The sequence below is a fragment of the Streptomyces sp. NPDC003456 genome (assembly GCF_042878735.1).
In the GTDB taxonomy this organism is placed as follows: domain Bacteria; phylum Actinomycetota; class Actinomycetes; order Streptomycetales; family Streptomycetaceae; genus Streptomyces.
The window spans coordinates 108,115-128,061 of the sequence record NZ_JBIAOK010000003.1 but is presented as its reverse complement, the minus strand read 5'-3'; the positions used below and the strand labels follow the sequence as shown (position 1 = coordinate 128,061).

The window sequence follows — 19,947 nt, the reverse complement described above, 5'->3', positions numbered from 1 at the left end:
GTCGGTGTCAATAAGAGAGCCACAGGACGCACCTAAACACGGATCGGCGGCGACCCGCCAGTGGGTCACCGCCGATCATGTTCTGACCTGCAAGGATGCGGATTACCTACCCGCGGGGCCGACCTCCAGCTCGATGGTCGAGCCGTTCTTGGCCTCCTTGAGGATCTTGATCTTCGTGTTGGTGTCAGTGATCTTGACACCCGCGGTCGGGTTCGACTCGTCGTAGTAGTCGTTCTTGCGGTCGTTGAAGACCGAGACGCCCTTCGAGCCCGGGATGTACTTCGCCACGTCCGCCTTGTGCAGCGTCATGCCGTCGGTGCGGTAGAGGCTGAACGGCGAGTCGTAGGACTGGATGCGGTTGCGCATCAGCGTGCCGTCGGCCCACTTCAGCGCGTCCGGGTGGGAGTCGATCGGCAGAACCAGACCGGTGCCCTTGTGCTGGCTGGTGTTGTTGTCCGCCTGGGAGGTGTCCCACTTCCAGATCAGCAGGCCGTTCTGGTACGCGTAGTGCTCGACCCAGTCCGGGCGCGCGGTGAAGCCGAAGTTGTACGGACCGGTCTTCAGCGTCTTGTCGTACGACACGTACTGCCGGTTCTCGGCGATGTAGTACTGCGCGTAGTCCTTGGTGAAGGACGCGCCGATGCGGGAGAAGCCGGTGGCCTTCCACGCGGCGTCCGCGCTCTCGGCGTTGTCGGAGAAGACCGGCGTGCCGTCGGCGGTCACCGTGATCGAGTCGGCCGCGAAGCCCTTCTGGGCCACGCCGCCGTCGGTCTGGTAGCGGAAGCGCAGGTCGATCTTCTTGCCGGCGTAGGCGTCCAGCGAGAAGGCGAGCTTCTTGTAGCCGTCGACCGTGCCGGTCAGGGCCGGCTTGTCGCTGCCGTCGCGCGGGATCGGCTGGCCGTCCACCGTGCCGTCCAGGGCGGTCCAGTTGGCGCCGCCGTCGGTCGAGACCTCGGTGTAGAGGTAGTCGTACTCGGCCTCGATGTCGTACCAGCCGTCGAGGCTCAGCTGCGCCTTGGACTTGCCGGTGAGGTCGACCGAACGCGTCAGGGTGTTCTTGAGGTTGTCACCGCTGCCGCTCCACCACTGCGTCTTGCCCTCGGCGGGCACGACGATCTCGGTGGTGACCGCCTTCTGGGGCAGGTCGACGACCAGGGCCTGCTTGTGCTTGGTGTTGTACTCAGCCACGCCCAGCTTGTGCCAGGAGTTGACCCCCGCCTTGGCGCGGTCGTAGTTGAGCCAGCCGAGCTGGAGCTTGTCCCAGGCGGTCATGTCGCCGGGCAGGTCGCCGATCTCGTTCTTGCCGGTGCCCAGCCAGGAACCGGACGACATCAGCGTCCAGAAGCCGGTGGAGTTCTCGCCGCCCGCGGTGTCGTAGTGGTCCGGCAGACCGAGGTCGTGGCCGTACTCGTGGGCGTAGACGCCGAGTCCGCCGTTCTCCGGCTGGACGGTGTAGTCGCCGACCCAGATGCCGGTGTCGCCGATCTTCGCGCCGCCGAGCTTGTTGTTCTCGGGGCCGGTGGCGCCGGCGTCGGTGCCGAAGGCGTACCAGCGGTGGGCCCAGATCGCGTCCGTGCCCTGGGCGCCGCCGCCCGCGGACTCGTCCTCGCCTGCGTGCACGATCTGGAAGTGGTCGATGTAGCCGTCGGGCTCGTTGAAGTCGCCGTCGCCGTCGAAGTCGTAGCGGTCCCACTCGTCGAACCGCGCGACGTCCGCCTTGATCTGGGCGTCGGTCCGGCCGGCCGCCTTCTGCCGGTCGACCCAGGCGTTCAGACCGTCGCTGACGACGTTCCACACGCTGGAGCAGTTGGTCTGGCCGCAGGCGTTGTTGCCGTAACGGGCCTCGTTGTAGGGCACCTTGACCCAGTCGGAGACCTCGCCCTCGACCGAGTAGCGGCCCGAGGACTGCTTCTCGTAGTACGTCTTGACGGAGTCGACGCCCTTGCCGGACCCGAAGTACAGGTCCTGGAAGTACTCCTGGTCGTAGTCGGCCCGCCAGGCCGTGGAGTTGTCCTTCTTGCGGTCGGGCTTGGGGATCGTGTTGTGCAGCGGTCCCGCGGTGCCGCCGTAGCGGCTGTCGATCTTGTCGCCGAACTCGACCAGGATCGTGAAGATCTTGTCGGTCTTCTCGCGGCCGAGCTCGACGTACTTGCTGTCGCCCTTCTTGCTCTTGAGCTGGACGACCTTGGAACCCTCGCGGTTCTTGACCTTGGTCTCGCCGGATATGACCTGCTCGAGGGCTTCCTGGCGCTGCGCCTCCTGGGTCTTGCTCAGAGGGCCTTCGAGGTCGTGCTCGTCGTGGTGACGGTCCGCCGGGTCGTGCCGGTCCACGGTGGTGGACCGGGGCGCGGAGGCGTCGTCGGCCACCGCGTAGGTCGAGGCGGTGACGGTGGCGGTGGCCGCCGCGAGCGCCACTCCGATGGCGGCTGCTCTGAACGTCCAGGGTCTACTGGTCACTTGATTTCCTCCCCCGCGTTCGCGCGTGCGGAAGGGAAGGGGGTATGTGCGGTCCGCAAGCGCGCGTGATCAACGCGTGTAGTCAAGTGACGACATTTGACTAGAGGTTCACCGGAAAAGACAGACCTTGACTTGGACAAGTCAAGTGCACTATGCGGAGCCGAGGTTCGTTTTACGAACAACCGAACGGTTGTCCCGAGCCTCCCGGGCAGGCCCCGCGGGCGCGTGCCCCCGTCCACTCCGTGGACGTCATGACTCCGTGCGCCCCCCGTGCACCGCCCCTGTTGAAGAGGTCACGCTTATCGCGCGTTCCGCTCGGGCACGCTGCGGGAGAGAATGTCGGTCGGCAGACGCCCGGAAGCCGGCGGAATGCCAGGACGACACCCCCGTGGACCCCCACTTTCGAGGACATGATGGCCATGCCCCGTCCGACTGCCGCACAGCTCGCCTACGGTGCGTGCACCGTGATCTTCTCGACCCTCGCCATGCTGCTGCTGTCACAGACGAGTTCGGGCGCCTGGATCGCCGTCATCGCCGTCGCGGCCCTGGCCCTGGGGCTGCTGGTCGCCATGACGGTGCCGCTGCCGCAGCGGCGCCGGGCCGCCGTCGAGCAGCCGGCGCCGCGCGAGCCGGTACGGGCGTCCAGGACCGCGCAGGACCGGGAGCCGGTGCGAGGGCGGGCGGCCTGACCGGCCTCCAGTCCGCCTCACCTGGTGCTGACCACGACCGTCTTGGCCGCCTTGTCGTGCAGGCCCTGCTTGTAGGGCCGGTCGAAGAAGCTCCAGCCGCCCGAGATCGCCGTCCAGACACAGGCGCAGCAGAAGGCGAACGGGATCCACAGCACCGCCGCGCGCGTCAGCGCGGTCTGCACGGAGGGCGTGGCACCGTTGTCGAGGTCGGCCACGCGCATGTGCAGCAGCTTCTTGCCCAGGGTCTGGCCGGTCCGCGCGGTCATGACGGTGTCGTAGGCGATGTACAGCACGGCGGCGACCGCCGACTGCCAGAAGGACTTGCCGACTTCGATGCGGTCGCTGTCCACGTCGTACTCGCTGACACCGAAGCCCCAGGTGAGCAGCCAGACGACGACACCGACCAGGATCATGTCGATGATGCGGGCGAGCGTGCGCTTGCCGCTGTCGGCGAGCGGGGGCATGCCGGCGAGCGGGTCGGCGGGACGGCCGCCGTAGGGATCACCGCCGTAGGGGCCACCGCCGCCGGGAGGACCGCCGTAGGGGCCGCCACCACCACCCGGAGGGCCGCCGTACGGGCCGCCGCCGCCACCGCCGGGAGGGCCGCCGCCGTACGGGCCGCCGGGGCCCCCGCCGGGGGTCTCCGGGCCGCCGGGACCGCCGCCCGGGTAGGACGGCGGGGGGTCGCTGCCGTAGGGCGAGCCCGTCCCCTCGCCGGGCTGCTCGCCCGGCGGGCGCTTCCTGAACGGGTCGTCCTCCGGGGGCTGCTGACCGGAGCCGGGAGGCGGTTCACTGCTCATGGCCCGAGTCGACCGCGAACGCACCGGCGCCGCATCCGGCAGACGGCCGTCCGGAGTACGTGATCACCCGCCGCGGCGGCAGCGTGGTGCTGCCGGATGCCGCGGGACGACGTGGGATGCCGCCGGTTGCGCCGTTCAGCCCGCCACGAAGGTGTGGGCGGCCTTGTCGTGCCAGCACTGGCGCCAGGGCCGGTCGAACAGGCACCAGGCGATCCCGACCAGGCCGACGACCAGGAGCCCGGGCACGCTGTAGACCAGCCAGCGCCGCAGGGCCGCGCCGAACTCCGGTGCCTCGTGCCCCTCGATGTCCCGCACCTCCAGGCCCATCAGCTTCTTGCCCAGCGTGCGGCCCCACTTGGCCGTGGGCAGCACCTCGGAGACGACGCCGGCGAGCAGCAGGACGGCCAGGACGATGCCGAGGTAGACCGAGGTGGTGCCGTCGAGCAGCCAGACCGTGACGGTCTCGCCGGACAGCTTGGCGGCGTCGATCTTCTCCGTGACGTGGTCGACGGCCTTGGCGCCGAGCGGGACGGCGGCGACCGCGGTGACCGCGGCGAGGACGACGGTGTCCAGCAGCCGGGCGGCCAGCCGCTTGCCGAGTCCTGCGGGGCGGGCCGAGGCCTGGCGCCGGGCGGCCGCCTGGAACACGTCCTCGACCGGGGGCTTCCAGGGGGCGACGGGCTGCTCGTCCCCGCCTGCGCCACCGGCGAGCCGGTGCACCTGCTGCGCCCAGGACGACTGGCCGCCGCCGGGACCCGGGCTGAGCGGGGCGGCGCCGCCCGGCGGGGTGCCGGGTCCGGCGGACTGCGGCGGCACCGTCGGGCTCGCCTGCGGGCCGGACCCGGCCGCGGGCGCGGCGGCGGCCTGCGCCGCGGCGGCCCGGGCGGCAGCGGCCTTCCCGGCGGCGAACCCGGGCCCGTTGCCGGCCCCGCCCGGCCCCGCGGGGGCCGCACCGCCGACCGCCCCGGCGTCGCCGACGGGCGCCGGAACACCGCCCGGCGCGCCGAAGGCGGGACCTGACGGGGCGCCGCCCGGTGCCGGAGAACCGCTCAGGGCGCCGAAGGCGGCCGCGGGCGAGGCACCGGCCGGTCCCGGCGCACCGGAGCCTCCCGCCCCGGCCGGAGCACCCGTCACCGCGGCGCCCGCCTGCCCGCTGAAGGCGGGACCTGACGGAGCACCACCCGGCCCTGCGGAAGCGTCACCGGCCCCAGCACCGGAGCCCGGGGCGCCACCGTGCCCGCCGAAGGCCGGACCTGACGGGGCGCCGCCCGGTGCCGTCGAGGGGGCCTGCGCGCCGGGCGCCGTGCCCGGGGCGGCGTTCGGGGCCGGGGCGGCGGAAGCCGCTGTCCGGGGCGGGACCGCGCGGAAGGTCATGGTGCCGTCGTCGGGCGCGCCGGGGGCGCTCGGTGCGCCGGGGCCGCCCGCCGGACGGCGGAAGACGAACGTGCCGTCCCCGGCGGCGTTCCGGTCCCCGGCGGACGCGGTGCCGTCGGCCGGGGCGGAGGCACCGCCCGCAGCGCGGCCGTCGGCGCGCGCCACCCTCGGATCGGCCCCCGGCCGCGCGGCCGCACCCTGCTGTCCCGCGCCCTGTACGCCCGGGGCACCTTGCGGTGCCCCGCCCTGCGGTCCCGCGCCCTGGGCGCCCTGTGGTGACCCCCATGACACCCGGCGGTCCTGGTCGCCTCCGAAGCCGGACTGGCGGGAGCGGTCCGCGCCCCAGGCGGAGGCCGGTTCGGGCCGGCTGCCGTGCTGCGCGTCGGCGGGGGACGGCTCGTCGACGGGGTCCTCGTCGAAGAAGTGCGGGCCCGTCTCCTCCACCGACGCGGGTGCCGTCCCCGCACCGGGCGGCGGCGCGAGCGGCTCGCCGTCGTTCGGCGCCGGACGGCTGGTGCCCGGGACCCAGGACGCTCCGTTCCAGTACCGGACGTATCCAGGAATGGACGGGTCCGGGTAATACCCTTCGCGGGGCCTGTCGTCACCGGGGGCCGGGGTTGGGGCGCTCATGTCCGTCGTCCCGTATCTGCTCGGGGGCCAACTGGGGGGCTCCACATCTATCAGACCGGCGCGACGCCCACGGCCGCTCCCACCGGACCGGCCCCTTTCGAGCACCGATGTGCTACGCAGGGCGCCACCCCGGCGGACATCCCTGCGAAAAAGCCTGCGCGACCCGCGTAATGCCGCGGGCCCTTCCCGCTCTCCACCGGGTGAACGGCCCTCGCGGCCGGCCGCCAGCGGAAGGGAACACGTCATGCACAGCGTGGTGGAGCGCGAACTCGAACTGAACCTCGTCCTGTCGCCGGAACACCGGATCGCGGTGCCGGCCCGGCTCGGCTACCTCACCGGCGACCCCTACGCCGTCCACGTCACCTTCCACGTCGACTGCGAGCACCCGGTGCACTGGACGTTCGCCCGGGACCTGCTGGTGGAGGGTGTCTTCCGCCCCTGCGGCCAGGGGGACGTGCGGGTGTGGCCGACGAAGACCGACGGGCGCGACGTGGTGCTGATGGCGCTGACCTCGCCCGACGGGGACGCGCTGCTGGAGGCCCCGGCGGGGCAGGTGTCGGCCTGGCTGGAGCGCACCCTGCGCGTGGTCCCGCCGGGGACGGAGTCCGAGCAGCTCGGCCTCGACGACGAACTGGCCGAACTGCTCGCGCAGTGAGGCCGGGCAGCGAGGGCCGGCCCGGCCGGGTGGGTCCGGCCGGGGTGGGTCCGGCGCTTCGCCGAGGGGTCAGAACAGCTTGCCGGGGTTCAGGATGTTCAGCGGGTCGAAGGCGTGTTTGACGGCCCGCTGCATCTCCATCCCGACGGGGCCGATCTCGCGGGCGAGCCACTCCTTCTTCAGGACGCCCACGCCGTGTTCGCCGGTGATGGTGCCGCCGAGTTCCAGGCCCAGGGCCATGATCTTGTCGAAGGAGTCGCGGGCCCGCCGGGACTCCTCGGGGTCGGCGGGGTCGAAGCAGACCGTCGGGTGGGTGTTGCCGTCGCCCGCGTGGGCGACGACGCCGATGGTGAGCCCGTACTCGGCCGAGATCCGGTCGACCCCGGCGAGCATCTCGGCCAGCCGGGAGCGCGGCACGCACACGTCGTCGATCATCGTCACGCCCTTGACCGCCTCCAGCGCGGTGAGGGACAGCCTTCGGGCCTGCAACAGCAGTTCGGACTCGGCTGCGTCGTCGGCGGGGACGACCTGGGTGGCCCCGGCCGCCTCGCACAGCGCGCCGACGGCGGCCAGGTCGGCGGCCGGGTCGGTGGTGTCGAAGGCGGCGAGCAGCAGGGCCTCGGTGGTCTCGGGCAGGCCCATCTGCGCCAGGTCGTTGACGGCCTTGACCGTCGTGCGGTCCATGAGTTCGAGGAGTGACGGCACATGGCCGCCCTCCATGATCCGGCAGACGGCGTCGCACGCGGCGGCGCCGGAGGCGAACTCGGCGGCCAGCACCAGCTGGGCTGGCGGCTTGGGCCGCAGCCCGAGGACGGCCCGGACGACGATGCCGAGCGAGCCCTCGGAACCCACGAACAGGCGGGTCAGGTCGTAGCCGGCGACGCCCTTGGCGGTGCGGCGGCCCGTGGACATCAGGCGGCCGTCGGCCAGGACGACGTCGAGGCCGAGGACGTACTCGGCGGTGACCCCGTACTTCACGCAGCACAGGCCGCCGGAGGCGGTGCCGATGTTGCCGCCGATGGTGCACATCTCCCAGCTGGAGGGGTCCGGCGGGTAGTACAGGCCGTGCTCGCCGACGGCCCGGGACAGGGCGGCGTTGACGACTCCGGGTTCGACGACGGCGATGCGGTCGACCGGGCTGATCTCCAGGATCCGGTCCATCTTCGTCAGGGACAGCACGATGCAGCCCTCGGAGGCGTTGGCGGCGCCGGACAGTCCGGTGCGGGCGCCCTGCGGGACGACGGGGACGCGCAGGGCGGTGGCGGTGCGCATCACGTGCTGGACCTCTTCGACCGTGCGCGGCAGGACCACCGCGGCCGGGGTGCCGGCCGGGCAGAAGCTCGCCATGTCGTGGGCGTAGGAGGCCGTGACGTCGGGGTCGGTGAGGACCGCCTCGGCGGGCAGGCCGCCGAGCAGCAGGTCGACGAGCTTGCCGGTCCGGTCGTCGCGAGGCGCTTCGATACGGCTCATGATCACAGGTTCGCACCCGGGGCCATCGGTGTGAACCCCGTCGGCGGCACCCTTCACCTGCCCGGGCGCGCTCGCCGCGGTGACGCACAGTGAGCGCCATGGAGAACCAGGAGGAGGGCTTCGGTCGGCGGGAGAACGGCCCGCTGCGCCGCGTCCGCGCGCGGGTGCTGATCGGCTCGGTGGCGGGGTGCGCCGTGCTCGGCGGGGTGTTGTGGGCGCTGCCGTGGGAGCGGCCCGGGGAGCCGGCCGGGCCGTCGCCCGGGGCGCTGGCGAGGGCGGCGGTCGGCGCCGGGGTGCCGGCCGATCCGGCGGGCCTGGCGGAGCTGATCGACGAGCGGGAGGAGCACGTTCGGGCGCGGCCGCGGGACGCGACGGCCTGGGCGGTGCTCGGGACGGCGTACGTGGAGCAGGGGCGGCGCCTGGGCGACCCGGCGTTCTACCCGCGGGCCGAACGGGCGCTGCGCAGGTCGATGTCGGTGCGGCCGCGGCGCAACGTGGGAGCGCTGACCGGGCTGGCCGCGCTGTCCAACGCCCGGCGCGACTTCCCCGCCGCGCGGCGCTGGGCCGAGCGGGCGCGCGAGCTGGAGCCCCGGCGGTGGACGACGTACCCGCTGCTCATCGACGCCTGCACCGGGCTGGGCGAGCACGCGGCGGCGAAGCGGATGCTGGACCGGCTGACCGGGCTGCGCTCCGGGCCGGCGGTGCTGGCGCGGGCCGCGTGGGTGTACCGGGACCGCGGCTGGCGCGAGGACGCGGCGGCCTCGCTGGCGGACGCGGCGGCGGGCGCGCGGGAGCCGGCCGAGCGGGCGGCCTACGTCGAGCGGGCCGGGCAGCTGGCCTGGGAGCGCGGGGACCCCCGGGTGGCGCTGCGGCACTTCCGGGAGGCGCTGCGCCTGGACGCCGGACTGGGGCCGGCGCTGGCCGGCCGGGGCCGGGCCCTGGCCGCGCTGGGGCGCACGGGGGAGGCGCTGGACGCCTACCGGGCAGCGCTCGCCCGGCAGCCGCTGCCGGGCCACGCGCTGGAACTGGGCGAGCTGTACGAGTCGCTGGGGAGGGGCGAGGAGGCCCGGGAGCAGTACGGCCTGCTGCGCGAGCGGGTGCGGGACGCCACCGCTGCGGGGGCCGACGAGGAGCTGGTCCTCGGGCGGTACGAGGCCGACCACGGTGATCCCCGGGCCGCGGTGCGGCGGCTGCGGGCGGAGTACGCGCGGCAGCCGGGCACGGAGGTCGCCGACGCGCTCGGCTGGGCGCTGCACCGGGCCGGGCGCTCCGAGGAGGGCCTGCGGTACGCGGTGCGGGCGACGGACGCCGAGCGCGGGGGCGGGGTGCGCAGCGCGGTGTTCATGTACCACCGCGGCATGATCGAGCGGGAGCTGAAGCGGTACGGCGCCGCCCGCCGGCATCTGGCGGAGGCGCTCCGGATCAACCCGCACTTCTCCCCGCTGCACGCCCCTGCGGCCCGGGCGGCGGCGCAGGAACTCGGCGACCCGCCGGACGTACGGCCACCGGAGCTGGCCGGCTGACGTGCCGGATCCGCGCCCGGACCCGGTGGGAAAGGCCCGTCGGGCCGTGCGGGTGCCCCGTGACACCCGCACGGCCCGGGGGACGCCGGACGGCTAGAGGTTGCCGCGGCGGGCCTGCTCGCGCTCGATCGCCTCGAACAGGGCCTTGAAGTTGCCCTTGCCGAAGCCCATCGAGCCGTGGCGTTCGATGATCTCGAAGAAGACCGTCGGGCGGTCCTGGACCGGCTTGGTGAAGATCTGCAGCAGGTAGCCGTCCTCGTCGCGGTCGGCGAGGATCTTCAGCTCGCGCAGGGTGTCGATCGGCACGCGCGTCTCGCCGACCCACTCCCCCAGCGTGTCGTAGTAGGAGTCGGGCGTGTTGAGGAACTCCACGCCGGCGGCGCGCATCGTGCGCACCGTCCGCACGATGTCGTTGGTGTTGAGTGCGATGTGCTGCACCCCGGCGCCGCCGTAGAACTCCAGGTACTCGTCGATCTGGGACTTCTTCTTGGCGATGGCCGGCTCGTTGATCGGGAACTTGACCTTCAGGGTCCCGTCCGCGACGACCTTGGACATCAGCGCGCTGTACTCGGTGGCGATGTCGTCGCCCACGAACTCCTTCATGTTCGTGAAGCCCATGACCTTGTTGTAGAACGCGACCCACTCGTTCATGCGGCCGAGCTCGACGTTGCCGACGCAGTGGTCGATCGCCTGGAAGGTGCGCTGCGCGGGCGGCTCGACCATCGGCTTGGCCGCGACGTAGCCGGGCAGGTAGGGGCCGTCGTAGCCGGAGCGCTCGACCAGGGTGTGGCGGGTCTCGCCGTAGGTGGCGATCGCGGCCAGCACGACCGTGCCGTTCTCGTCCTTCTGCTCGTACGGCTCGGCCACCGAGCGGGCGCCGTGCTCCAGGGCGTAGGCGTACGCGGCGCGGGCGTCCGGGACCTCGATGGCGAGGTCGACGACGCCGTCGCCGTGCTCGGCCACGTGCCGGGCGAGGAAGTGGCCCCAGTCGGTGGTGGGCTTGATGACCGAGGTCAGGACGAACCGGGCGGAGCCGTTCTCCAGGACGTAACTCGCGGTCTCGCGGCTGCCGTTCTCCGGTCCGGAGTAGGCGACGAGCTTCATGCCGAAGGCGGTGGAGTAGTAGTGCGCCGCCTGCTTGGCGTTGCCCACGGCGAAGACGACCGCGTCCATTCCCTTGACCGGGAAGGGGTCGGCCTGCCGGGCGGTGTCGGGAGTGTGGTGTGTGGTCTGCGTCATAGGCGCAGGGTCTCCCCAGTCGGCAAGGTGCGCAATAGTTTGCGTTTCGGCTGGGCAACCTGTTCAGCAATACGGGCGTACCGACGGTCTTTCTGTACAGGATGACCATGCCGGGAGGCTGCTGTGGCGATCGATCATCTGGACGGCCGGATCCTGTTGCTGCTGGCCCGCGAGCCGCGGATCGGGGTGCTGGAGATGTCCCGGCGGCTGGGTGTGGCCCGGGGCACCGCGCAGGCCCGCCTGGACCGGCTTCAGTCGAACGGAGTCATCCGCGGATTCGGCCCCGAGGTGGATCCGGCGGCGCTCGGCTACCCGGTCACGGCCTTCGCCACGCTGCAGATCCGCCAGGGTCAAGGTGCCGACGTGCGCGCGCACTTGGCCGGTGTGCCGGAGGTGCTGGAGCTGCACACCACGACCGGCAGCGGGGACATGCTGTGCCGGCTCGTGGCCCGCTCCAACGCCGATCTCCAGCGTGTGATCGACCGGGTCGTCGGTTTTGATGGCATCGTCCGGGCCTCCACGGCGATCGTCATGGAGAACCCCGTTCCGCTGCGGATCATCCCGCTCGTGGAGCAGGCCGCGGAGGAGACCTGACGTGTAGGGGTGAGCGCGTGTGAACTTCTGGGAGTACCTGGTCAACCGGCACCAGCAGTTGCTCACGGACGCCTACCAGCACGCGAGCGCCGTCTTCCAGTGCATGGTCGTCGCGACCGCGCTCGGGGTGCTGATCGCCGTCGCGACCTACCGCAGCGAGTGGGCCGGGAACCTCGCGACCACCACCACCGCCACCATCCTGACGGTGCCGGCCCTCGCCCTGATCGGTCTGCTCATCCCGGTCGTGGGGCTGGGCGTGCCGCCGACGGTGGTGGCGCTGACGCTGTACGGGCTGCTGCCGGTGGTCCGCAACGCGATCGTGGGGCTGCGCGGGGTCGACCCGTCCCTGGTGGACGCGGCCACCGGCATCGGCATGTCCCGTCCGGCGCGGCTGCTGCGGATCGAGCTGCCACTGGCCTGGCCACCGATCCTGACCGGCATCCGGGTCTCCACGCAGATGCTGATGGGCATCGCGGCCATCGCCGCGTACGCCTCGGGGCCGGGCCTGGGCAACGTCATCTTCCGCGGGCTGGCCTCGCTGGGCAGCGCGAACGCGCTCAACCAGGTCCTCGCCGGCACGCTCGGCATCATCGTCCTCGCCCTGCTGTTCGACGCCGCGTACGTCCTGATCGGGCGGCTGACCATTCCGAGGGGGATCCGTGCCTGAGACCGGCGACCACGGTGCCTCGATCGAGCTGGAGGGGCTGACCAAGCGCTTCCCGGGCAGTGCGCAGCCCGCCGTGGACAACGTGAGCATGGAGATCAAGGCGGGCGAGGTCGTGGTGTTCGTCGGCCCCTCCGGCTGCGGCAAGTCGACCACGCTCAAGATGATCAACCGGCTGATCGAGCCGACCGGCGGCCGGATCCGCATGGGCGGCGAGGACGTCACCGACATGGACCCGGTGAAGCTGCGCCGCAAGGTCGGGTACGCGATCCAGTCCGCCGGGCTGTTCCCGCACATGACGGTCGCGCAGAACATCGGCCTGGTCCCGCGGATGATCGGCTGGCCGAAGGCCCGGATCAAGGAGCGGACCGAGGAACTGCTCGACCTGGTCGGCCTGGACCCGGGCGAGTTCCGCGGCCGCTATCCGCGCCAGCTCTCCGGCGGGCAGCAGCAGCGCGTGGGCGTGGCCCGGGCGCTGGCGGCCGATCCGCCGGTGCTGCTGATGGACGAGCCGTTCGGGGCGGTCGACCCGATCACCCGCGACCACCTCCAGGACGAGCTGATCCGCCTCCAGCACGAACTGCACAAGACGATCGTCTTCGTCACCCACGACTTCGACGAGGCCATCAAGATCGGCGACCGCATCGCCGTGCTGCGCGAGCGCTCGCACATCGCCCAGTTCGACACCCCCGAGGCGATCCTGACCAACCCGGCCGACGACTTCGTCTCCGGGTTCGTGGGCGCCGGGGCGGCGCTGAAGCGGCTGAACCTGACCCGGGTGCGGGACGTGGAGATCACCGACTACCCGACGGTCACGCTGGACGATCCGCTGCAGCAGATCTTCAACCGGCTGCGCGGCAGCGGCACCAACGAGATCCTGCTGCTGGACCGGCGGGGCCGCCCCTACAAGTGGCTGCGGCGCGGCGACCTGATGCGGGCCAAGGGCTCCCTGGCCCGGGCCGGGACGCTGGTGCACGACACGGTCACCCGGGACGCGACCCTGCGGGACGCGCTGGAGGCGGTGCTCACCGACAACGCCGGGCGGGTGGCGGTCACCGGGCGGCGAGGGGAGTACACGGGCGTCGTCGACATGGAGACGCTGATGAACTCCGTGCACGAGATGCTGGAGGCCGACCGCCTGGAGGCGATGGAGCACCAGCACGAACTGGAGTCGTCGCGGGCCTCGCTGACCCACGCCGAGCAGGAGGGCGCCGGCGGCCCGGGGGCGGCGCGGTGACGGCCGTGCGGGTGGAGACGGAGGCGGAGGCCGGGGAGAGCCCCGGGACGGCCGGCGAGACGCCGCCGCCCCCGCGCCCGCCGTCCCCGATCACCTGGCAGAAGCTGACGTTCCTGCCCGTGGCCCTGATCGCCGTGCTGCTGGCGACCTGGCTGTGGTTCCAGCAGGCCGACCTGGACGCGCTCACCCGCAACGCGCTCTCCGGCGGCCAGGTCACCAAGGCGCTGTGGCAGCACATCCAGCTCACCGCGATCTCCACGTTCTTCGTGCTGATCATCGCCATCCCGCTGGGCATCCTGCTCACCCGGGGCCCGGCGAGGAGAGCCACGCCGGTGGCGATGGCCTTCGCCAACATGGGCCAGGCCACCCCGGCGATCGGCCTGCTGGCCCTGCTGGTCATCTGGCTCGGCATCGGGCGCCGGGCCGCCCTCACCGGCATGATCATCTACGCCATCCTGCCCGTGCTGTCGAACACCATCGCCGGCCTGAAGGCCAACGACCCGACCCTGCTGGAGGCGGCCCGCGGCATCGGCATGTCACCGACGGGCGTGCTGACCCGGGTCGAACTGCCCCTGGCCGTCCCGCTGATCCTGGCGGGTGTGCGGACGGCCCTCGTCCTCAACGTCGGCACGGCCACCCTGGCGGTCTTCGGCGGGGGCGGCGGCCTGGGCGTGCTGATCACCACCGGCATCACCAACCAGCGGATGCCGGTGCTGGTGCTGGGCTCGGTCTTCACGGTGGTGCTGGCGCTGCTGGTGGACTGGCTGGCCTCCCTGGCGGAACTGCTGCTGCGGCCGAAAGGGCTCCAGCCGTGACCCGGCACGGACGCCTGCCGGCGGCGGCCCGGGGTGTGCCGGTGGTGGTCCGGTGCGTGCCGGCCGTCGCCCGGGGTGTCCCGGCGGGCCCTCCTGGGGCGGCGGGTGTCCGGTGCCTGTCGGCGGCTGTCCGGTGCCTGCTGGCGGCGGGGCTGCTGACGGCGGCGGCCGGGTGCGGGCTGACCAGCGGCTCGCCCCTGACCGACGACGTGCAGCCGGGCTCGATCGGCAAGGGCGAGCCGCTGAAGGGCGCGCAGCTGACGGTGACGTCGAAGTCGTTCACCGAGCAGCTGATCCTCGGCTCGATCATGGGCATCGCGTTCGAGGCGGCGGGCGCGGACGTCATCGACCGCACCGGCATCCAGGGGTCCATCGGCAGCCGCGAGGCGGTCCGCAAGGGCGACGCGGACGCCGGGTACGAGTACACGGGCACCGCCTGGATCACCTACCTCGGCCACAACCGGCCGATCACCGACCCGGGCGAGCAGTGGGAGGCGGTGAAGAAGGAGGACGCCGGGAACGGCCTGGTCTGGCTGCCGCCGTCGAAGCTCGACAACACCTACGCGCTCGCCATGAACCGGAAGAACGCCGAGAAGTACGGCACCACGACCATGTCCGAGGTGGCGAGGCTGGCGAAGAGCGACCCGGGCGCGGTGAAGCTGTGCGTGGAGGTGGAGTTCGCCAACCGGGCGGACGGCCTGCCGGGCATGCAGAAGCGGTACGGGATGTCCGTACCGGCGCGGGACATCACGCAGATGGACACCGGGATCATCTACACCCAGACGGCCAAGGGGAGTTGCACCTACGGAGAGGTGTTCACCACCGACGGGCGCATCAAGTCGATGGACCTGGTGGTGATGGACGACGACAAGAAGTTCTTCCCCAACTACAACGCCGCCCCCATGGTCAACGCCAAGACGCTGAAGGAGTGGCCCGCGATCGCCGAGGTGCTGAATCCGGTGACGGCGAAGCTGGACAACGCGGTGGCGCAGGAGCTGAACGCCAAGGTGGACGTCGACGGCGAGGATCCCCACCAGGTCGCACTGGACTGGCTGGTGAAGGAGGGCTTCGTCAAGGAGGGCTGACCCCCTGGGGACGACTTACAAAGAAGACGTTGCAAAGCCTCCTTTGCAACGTTACCTTTGGACGCATGCCCGACGACCACTCCGCCCGGCTCCTCGACGCCCGCTCCCTGCGCGGCCTGGCCCATCCCCTGCGGATGCAGCTGCTGATCGCGCTGCGGCGCGGCGGCCCCGCGACCGCCTCCCGGCTCGCCGAGAAACTGGGCGAGTCGAGCGGTGCCACCAGCTACCACCTGCGCCAGCTCGCCGCGCACGGCTTCGTCGCCGACGATCCGGAGCGCGGCAAGGGGCGGGAGCGCTGGTGGAAGGCGGTGGACCAGGGCGTCCAGCTCGACGAGACCTTGATCAGCGACCCGGACCCGGCGGTGCGCGGTGCCGTCGCGCTCTTCCGCTACGAACTCGCCAACGTGCACACCCAGGAGGTCGCGACCTGGCTCGGCACCGCGCACGACTGGGGCGAGGAGTGGGACGGCGCCACCGACCTGAGCGACTTCACCCTGCGGCTCACCCCCGAACTGGCCCGTGAGCTGGTCGCGAAGATGCACGACCTGGTGCAGAGCTACCGCACCGCGCCGGAGGGCACCCCGGGCGCGGAGACCGTGCGCGTCCACACGCACCTCTTCCCCCGCCAGACGACGCCATGAGAGGCGACCATCCGATGCATCCGGACATCCACCTGGCCCTGCACCACGCCCGCGCCGCCGAACTCCGTGCCGAGGCCGACGCCCCCCGCACCACCGCAGACGGTGCCGCCCTGCGCACCCGGGTCGGCTGGGCCCTGGTCGAGGTCGGGCTGAAGCTCGCCCTGCGGCCCCGCCCGGTCCCCGCCCACTCCTAGCAGCTGGGCACGGACCCCTTGCCGGTCTCCAGGGCCACCAGCGAATCGACCGTGCCCTTCAGCGTGGTCACGGGGATCAGCCGCAGCCCCTCGGGCAGCTCGGCCCGCGCGTCCCCGCACTCCGCCTTCGGCACCAGGAACACCGTCGCCCCGTCCCGCTTCGCGGCCTGCGTCTTGAGGGCGACGCCCCCCACCGCACCGACCTTGCCCGCCGCGTCGATGGTGCCCGTACCGGCGATGACCCGGCCGCCGGTGAGGTCCCCGCCCGTGCCGTCGCCGTCGAGCTTGTCGATGATGCCGAGCGAGAACAGCAGCCCCGCGCTCGGCCCGCCCACGTCCGCGAGCTTCAGATCGACCTGTACGTCCTTGTCGTCCAGGCCCAGGTAGTCCAACGCGGCCTCGGTCGCCGCGTCCTGGGACTGCTTCATCTGCTCCTCGTTGTGCCGCTGGATCTCCCGCACGTCGCCGCCGCTCGGGTAGACCGAGTCGCGCGGCATGACCGCCTGGTCGGTGCGGAGCCAGCCGTCGACCACGTCGGGGAGCGAGACGCGGGTGTCCGGGGAGGTGGCCTCGATGGTGGTCATCCGCAGCTGTCCGCGGGTGTCCCGGACGGGCGCTCCCGAGATGGTGATGACCTCGGAGCCCTTGTTCTCACCGAGCACGTTCGCCGTCATCCCCGGCTGCGCCACCGAGAACGGCAGGGGCGCGAACACCGCCGCGGCGAGCAGGCCGACGACGGGCAGGGCGCAGACGGCGAGGGCCCGGGGGCGCGTGAGGCGAGAGAGCACGAAGCCAATCTAACGCGCAGCGCCGCGTCCGCCCCGGGCCGGGGCAGACGGGGCTCTGCCCGCTGCCGTGCGCAGATCCCGAGGTGGGCGGTGTGCTCGTCGCCCCTCGTAGGTCAGCCGGGGGTCCGAGGGGGTCCGTGACCGGTGCGAGTCCACGACGGCCGGAGACAAGCCGGCGGCCGTTCCGCCTGGCCCCGCCCGGACGCCCCGACGGGGCGCGTCCGGTGTCAGCGCAGGGCTTCCGCGACCTCGCGAGCCGCGTCCATCACCCTCGGGCCGACCCGCTCCGGCACCACGTCCGCCAGCATCACCACGCCCACGCTGCCCTCGACGCCCGTCACACCCAGCAGCGGCGCCGCCGCGCCGCAGGCACCGGCCTCCAGCTCCCCGTGGGTCAGCGTGTAGCCGGGGCCGGCCGGCGGGTGACGGCGGGCCGAGAGGATCGCCTTGCCCGCGGCGCCCCGGTCCAAGGGGTGGCGGAACCCGGCCCGGTAGGCGACGTGGTAGTCCGTCCACGTCGGTTCGACCACGGCCACGGCGAGCGCGTCCGCCCCGTCGACCAGCGTCAGGTGCGCCGTCGCGCCGATGTCCTCGGCCAGCGACCGCAGCGCCGGCATCGCGGCCTCCCGTACGAGGGGATGGACCTGCCGCCCGAGCCGCAGCACACCGAGTCCCACCCGGGCCCGTCCGCCCAGGTCGCGGCGTATCAGCGCGTGCTGTTCCAGGGTCGCGAGCAACCGGTACACGACGGTCCGGTTCACGCCGAGCCGCAGGGACAGCTCGGTCACGGTCAGTCCGTGGTCCGTGTCGGCGAGCAGCTTGAGGACGCGCAGTCCCCGATCGAGCGTCTGAGAGGTCTCCGCGGTCACGACGCCCACTCCTTAGTGGTGAGGTCGGCGGCTCTCCGGTCGGCGGATGCGTCACCGGTCCCGTGGGCGACGCGCTTCAGAGGCCGCCGATCGGCCGGCGGCCCGGCCTGTCCGGGCCGCGTCGCTTCACGGCTGCGCTCCGCGGCGGCGCTGCCACGGGGCGTGTGCGTAGCGGGACAGTAGCGAAGCCGGTTCGCTGAGCGGAAGGCTCCGTCCAGAATCCGGTCACGGCCCGGGGCGTACTGCTTCCGTTTGCGGCGGTATGCACGCCCCCCAGGTTGTTTGGCCGGCCCGGGCCGTCACTTCATGCGCGTGGCCCACTCCTGCACCTTGGCGATGCGCTGCCGCAGCTGCCCGGCCGTCGCCTCCGCCGCCGGCGGCCCTCCGCAGACCCGCCGCAGCTCGGTGTGGATCACCCCGTGCGGCTTGCCGCTCTGGTGGACGTACGCGCCGACCATGGTGTTGAGCTGCCGGCGCAGCTCCATCATCTCCTTGTGGGAGACCACCGGCCGCCGCTCGGCGGGCAGCTCGAGCAGGTCGGCCTCCTCGTCCGGCTTCTTGCGGCTGTGCGCGATCTGCCGGGCCTGCCGCTTCTGCAGCAGCAGCTGCACCTGGTCGGGCTCCAGCAGTCCCGGGATGCCGAGGTAGTCCTGCTCCTCCTCGCTGCCGGGGTGGGCCTGCATGCCGAACTCGGCGCCGTTGTACATGACCCGGTCGAAGACGGCGTCGGACTCCAGCGCCTCGAAGGGCAGCATGTCCTGCTCGCCGGTGTCCTCGTCCTGCTCCCGGTTCGCCTCGTCCATCTCCTTCTCGGACTCGGCGTAGGGGTCCTCCTCCCCCGCCTTCTTCGGCTTGTCGAGGACGTGGTCGCGCTCGCGCTCCATCTCGTTGGCGAAGGAGAGCAGGTCGGGCACGGTCGGCAGGAACACGGAGGCCGTCTCGCCGCGCCGCCGGGACCGCACGAAACGGCCCACGGCCTGGGCGAAGAACAGGGGTGTGGAGATGGTGGTGGCGTACACCCCGACCGCGAGGCGCGGCACGTCGACGCCCTCGGACACCATCCGCACCGCGACCATCCACCGGTCGTTGTTGGCGCTGAACTCGTCGATCCGCTCGGAGGCCCCCGAGTCGTCGGACAGCACGAGCGTCGCACTGCTGCCGGTGATCTCCCGGATGAGCTTGGCGTAGGCGCGCGCCGAGTCCTGGTCGGAGGCGATGACCAGCGCGCCCGCGTCCGGGATGGCCTTCCTGACCTCGGTCAGCCGCTGGTCGGCGGCGCGCAGCACGGCCGGCATCCACTCGCCGCGCGGGTCGAGGGCGGTGCGCCAGGCCTGGCTGACGGCGTCCTTGGTCATGGGCTCGCCCAGCCGGGCGGCGACCTCGTCGCCCGCCTTGGTGCGCCAGCGCATGTTGCCGCTGTAGGAGAGGAAGATGACGGGCCGGACGACGTTGTCGGCGAGGGCGTTGCCGTAGCCGTAGGTGTAGTCGGCGGCGGAGCGCCGGATGCCGTCGTTGCCCTCTTCGTACGTGACGAAGGGGATGGGGTTGGTGTCGGACCGGAAGGGCGTACCGGTCAGGGCCAGCCGCCGCGTGGCCGGCTCGAACGCCTCCAGACAGGCCTCGCCCCAGGACTTGCTGTCACCGGCGTGGTGGATCTCGTCGAGGATGACGAGGGTCTTGCGCTGCTCGACGCGGTTGCGGTGCAGCATGGGCCGCACGCCGACACCGGCGTACGTGACGGCGACGCCGTGGTACTCCCGGCCGAGCGGACCGGCGCTGTACTCCGGGTCCAGCTTGATCCCTATGCGGGCGGCGGCCTCCGCCCACTGCTTCTTCAGGTGCTCGGTCGGGGCGACGACGGTCACCTGCTGCACGACGTGGTGGTGCAGCAGCCAGGACGCCAGCGTCAGCGCGAAGGTCGTCTTGCCGGCGCCCGGGGTGGCGACCGCCAGGAAGTCCCGGGGCTGCTCCTGGATGTACTTCTCCATCGCGCCCTGCTGCCAGGCGCGCAGCTTGCTGGCGGTACCCCAGGGGGCGCGGCCGGGGAACGCCGGGGACAGGTGGTGCGAGGCAGTGCTGGTGCCGGCGGTGGTAGTCACGGTCTCCGTTGGGGGTCGGGCGGCTCGTGCGAGGGAGCCTGACGGCTCGGCTACGTATGACAACCGGGCCACCCTACCGGCGCCCCGAGCCGCACCACGCCCGGACCGGGCCGCGCCGCGGACG

18 protein-coding genes are annotated in these 19,947 nt (G+C 72.4%); 10 read left to right on the top strand and 8 right to left on the bottom strand.

Annotated elements, in window-relative coordinates; all coding sequences use genetic code 11:
• Positions 1–102: 102 nt before the first annotated feature.
• Positions 103–2,457, bottom strand: a complete 2,355-nt coding sequence (locus tag ACFYWG_RS11560; RefSeq protein ID WP_389200876.1) for an immune inhibitor A domain-containing protein — start codon at positions 2,455–2,457, stop codon at positions 103–105.
• Positions 2,458–2,870: 413 nt separating this feature from the next.
• On the opposite strand from ACFYWG_RS11560, the gene ACFYWG_RS11555 reads away from it, so the two are divergent.
• Positions 2,871–3,146 (top strand): hypothetical protein, encoded by a 276-nt coding sequence (locus tag ACFYWG_RS11555; protein WP_385419032.1) that lies wholly within the window; start codon positions 2,871–2,873, stop codon positions 3,144–3,146.
• A gap of 17 nt (positions 3,147–3,163) precedes the next feature.
• Here the strand turns inward: ACFYWG_RS11555 and ACFYWG_RS11550 are convergent, their stop codons facing one another.
• Both ACFYWG_RS11550 and ACFYWG_RS11545 read right to left on the bottom strand, forming a co-directional pair.
• Positions 3,164–3,946: an RDD family protein gene (locus ACFYWG_RS11550; RefSeq protein WP_389200874.1), complete on the bottom strand. Its 783-nt coding sequence runs from the start codon at positions 3,944–3,946 to the stop codon at positions 3,164–3,166.
• A gap of 135 nt (positions 3,947–4,081) precedes the next feature.
• Entirely contained in the window at positions 4,082–5,950 is a 1,869-nt protein-coding gene (locus ACFYWG_RS11545; protein WP_389200872.1) for an RDD family protein, read from the bottom strand.
• 244 nt (positions 5,951–6,194) lie between these two features.
• On the opposite strand from ACFYWG_RS11545, the gene ACFYWG_RS11540 reads away from it, so the two are divergent.
• Positions 6,195–6,605, top strand: a complete 411-nt coding sequence (locus ACFYWG_RS11540; RefSeq protein ID WP_383504338.1) for an SsgA family sporulation/cell division regulator — start codon at positions 6,195–6,197, stop codon at positions 6,603–6,605.
• 69 nt (positions 6,606–6,674) lie between these two features.
• Here ACFYWG_RS11540 and ACFYWG_RS11535 read toward each other — a convergent pair whose 3' ends face one another.
• The gene (locus ACFYWG_RS11535; protein WP_389200869.1) at positions 6,675–8,081 is read right to left on the bottom strand and encodes an FAD-binding oxidoreductase; all 1,407 of its coding nucleotides are present in this window, start codon (positions 8,079–8,081) and stop codon (positions 6,675–6,677) included.
• Between the two features lie 92 nt (positions 8,082–8,173).
• Between ACFYWG_RS11535 and ACFYWG_RS11530 the strand changes: the two genes are divergently transcribed.
• Positions 8,174–9,598 carry a tetratricopeptide repeat protein gene (locus tag ACFYWG_RS11530; protein ID WP_389200867.1) on the top strand — a complete coding sequence of 475 codons (1,425 nt, stop codon included), beginning with the start codon at positions 8,174–8,176 and terminating at the stop codon, positions 9,596–9,598.
• A gap of 93 nt (positions 9,599–9,691) precedes the next feature.
• Here the strand turns inward: ACFYWG_RS11530 and hppD are convergent, their stop codons facing one another.
• Positions 9,692–10,837, bottom strand: a complete 1,146-nt coding sequence (gene hppD, locus ACFYWG_RS11525) for a 4-hydroxyphenylpyruvate dioxygenase (protein WP_383504346.1) — start codon at positions 10,835–10,837, stop codon at positions 9,692–9,694.
• A 123-nt stretch (positions 10,838–10,960) separates the two neighbouring features.
• On the opposite strand from hppD, the gene ACFYWG_RS11520 reads away from it, so the two are divergent.
• The 7 genes from ACFYWG_RS11520 to ACFYWG_RS11490 all read left to right on the top strand — a co-directional run bounded on the left by ACFYWG_RS11520 (position 10,961) and on the right by ACFYWG_RS11490 (position 16,067).
• Complete coding sequence (locus ACFYWG_RS11520) at positions 10,961–11,431, top strand: Lrp/AsnC family transcriptional regulator (RefSeq protein ID WP_333933600.1); 471 nt, start codon at positions 10,961–10,963, stop codon at positions 11,429–11,431.
• Between the two features lie 19 nt (positions 11,432–11,450).
• Entirely contained in the window at positions 11,451–12,098 is a 648-nt protein-coding gene (locus tag ACFYWG_RS11515; RefSeq protein WP_376333355.1) for an ABC transporter permease, read from the top strand.
• On the top strand, positions 12,091–13,332 hold the full coding sequence (locus ACFYWG_RS11510) for a betaine/proline/choline family ABC transporter ATP-binding protein (protein ID WP_383504350.1): 1,242 nt from the start codon (positions 12,091–12,093) through the stop codon (positions 13,330–13,332). Before ACFYWG_RS11515 ends, ACFYWG_RS11510 begins: the two co-directional genes overlap by 8 nt.
• Before the next feature lie 5 nt (positions 13,333–13,337).
• Entirely contained in the window at positions 13,338–14,147 is an 810-nt protein-coding gene (locus tag ACFYWG_RS11505; protein WP_389200864.1) for an ABC transporter permease, read from the top strand.
• A 116-nt stretch (positions 14,148–14,263) separates the two neighbouring features.
• Positions 14,264–15,232 (top strand): glycine betaine ABC transporter substrate-binding protein, encoded by a 969-nt coding sequence (locus ACFYWG_RS11500; protein WP_385420565.1) that lies wholly within the window; start codon positions 14,264–14,266, stop codon positions 15,230–15,232.
• Positions 15,233–15,297: 65 nt separating this feature from the next.
• The gene (locus ACFYWG_RS11495; RefSeq protein ID WP_376333350.1) at positions 15,298–15,873 is read left to right on the top strand and encodes an ArsR/SmtB family transcription factor; all 576 of its coding nucleotides are present in this window, start codon (positions 15,298–15,300) and stop codon (positions 15,871–15,873) included.
• A gap of 14 nt (positions 15,874–15,887) precedes the next feature.
• Entirely contained in the window at positions 15,888–16,067 is a 180-nt protein-coding gene (locus ACFYWG_RS11490) for a hypothetical protein (RefSeq protein ID WP_383504357.1), read from the top strand.
• On the opposite strand, the gene ACFYWG_RS11485 is transcribed toward ACFYWG_RS11490, so the two are convergent.
• From ACFYWG_RS11485 to ACFYWG_RS11475, 3 genes are all read right to left on the bottom strand, one after another.
• Positions 16,064–16,855 (bottom strand): S16 family serine protease, encoded by a 792-nt coding sequence (locus tag ACFYWG_RS11485; protein WP_383504360.1) that lies wholly within the window; start codon positions 16,853–16,855, stop codon positions 16,064–16,066. The genes ACFYWG_RS11490 and ACFYWG_RS11485 overlap by 4 nt on opposite strands.
• Before the next feature lie 227 nt (positions 16,856–17,082).
• Positions 17,083–17,724, bottom strand: a complete 642-nt coding sequence (locus ACFYWG_RS11480; protein WP_333933606.1) for a helix-turn-helix domain-containing protein — start codon at positions 17,722–17,724, stop codon at positions 17,083–17,085.
• 299 nt (positions 17,725–18,023) lie between these two features.
• A complete protein-coding gene (locus ACFYWG_RS11475; protein WP_376333344.1) occupies positions 18,024–19,823 on the bottom strand; it encodes a DEAD/DEAH box helicase in 1,800 nt (599 codons plus the stop codon).
• Between the last annotated feature and the right edge of the window lie 124 nt (positions 19,824–19,947).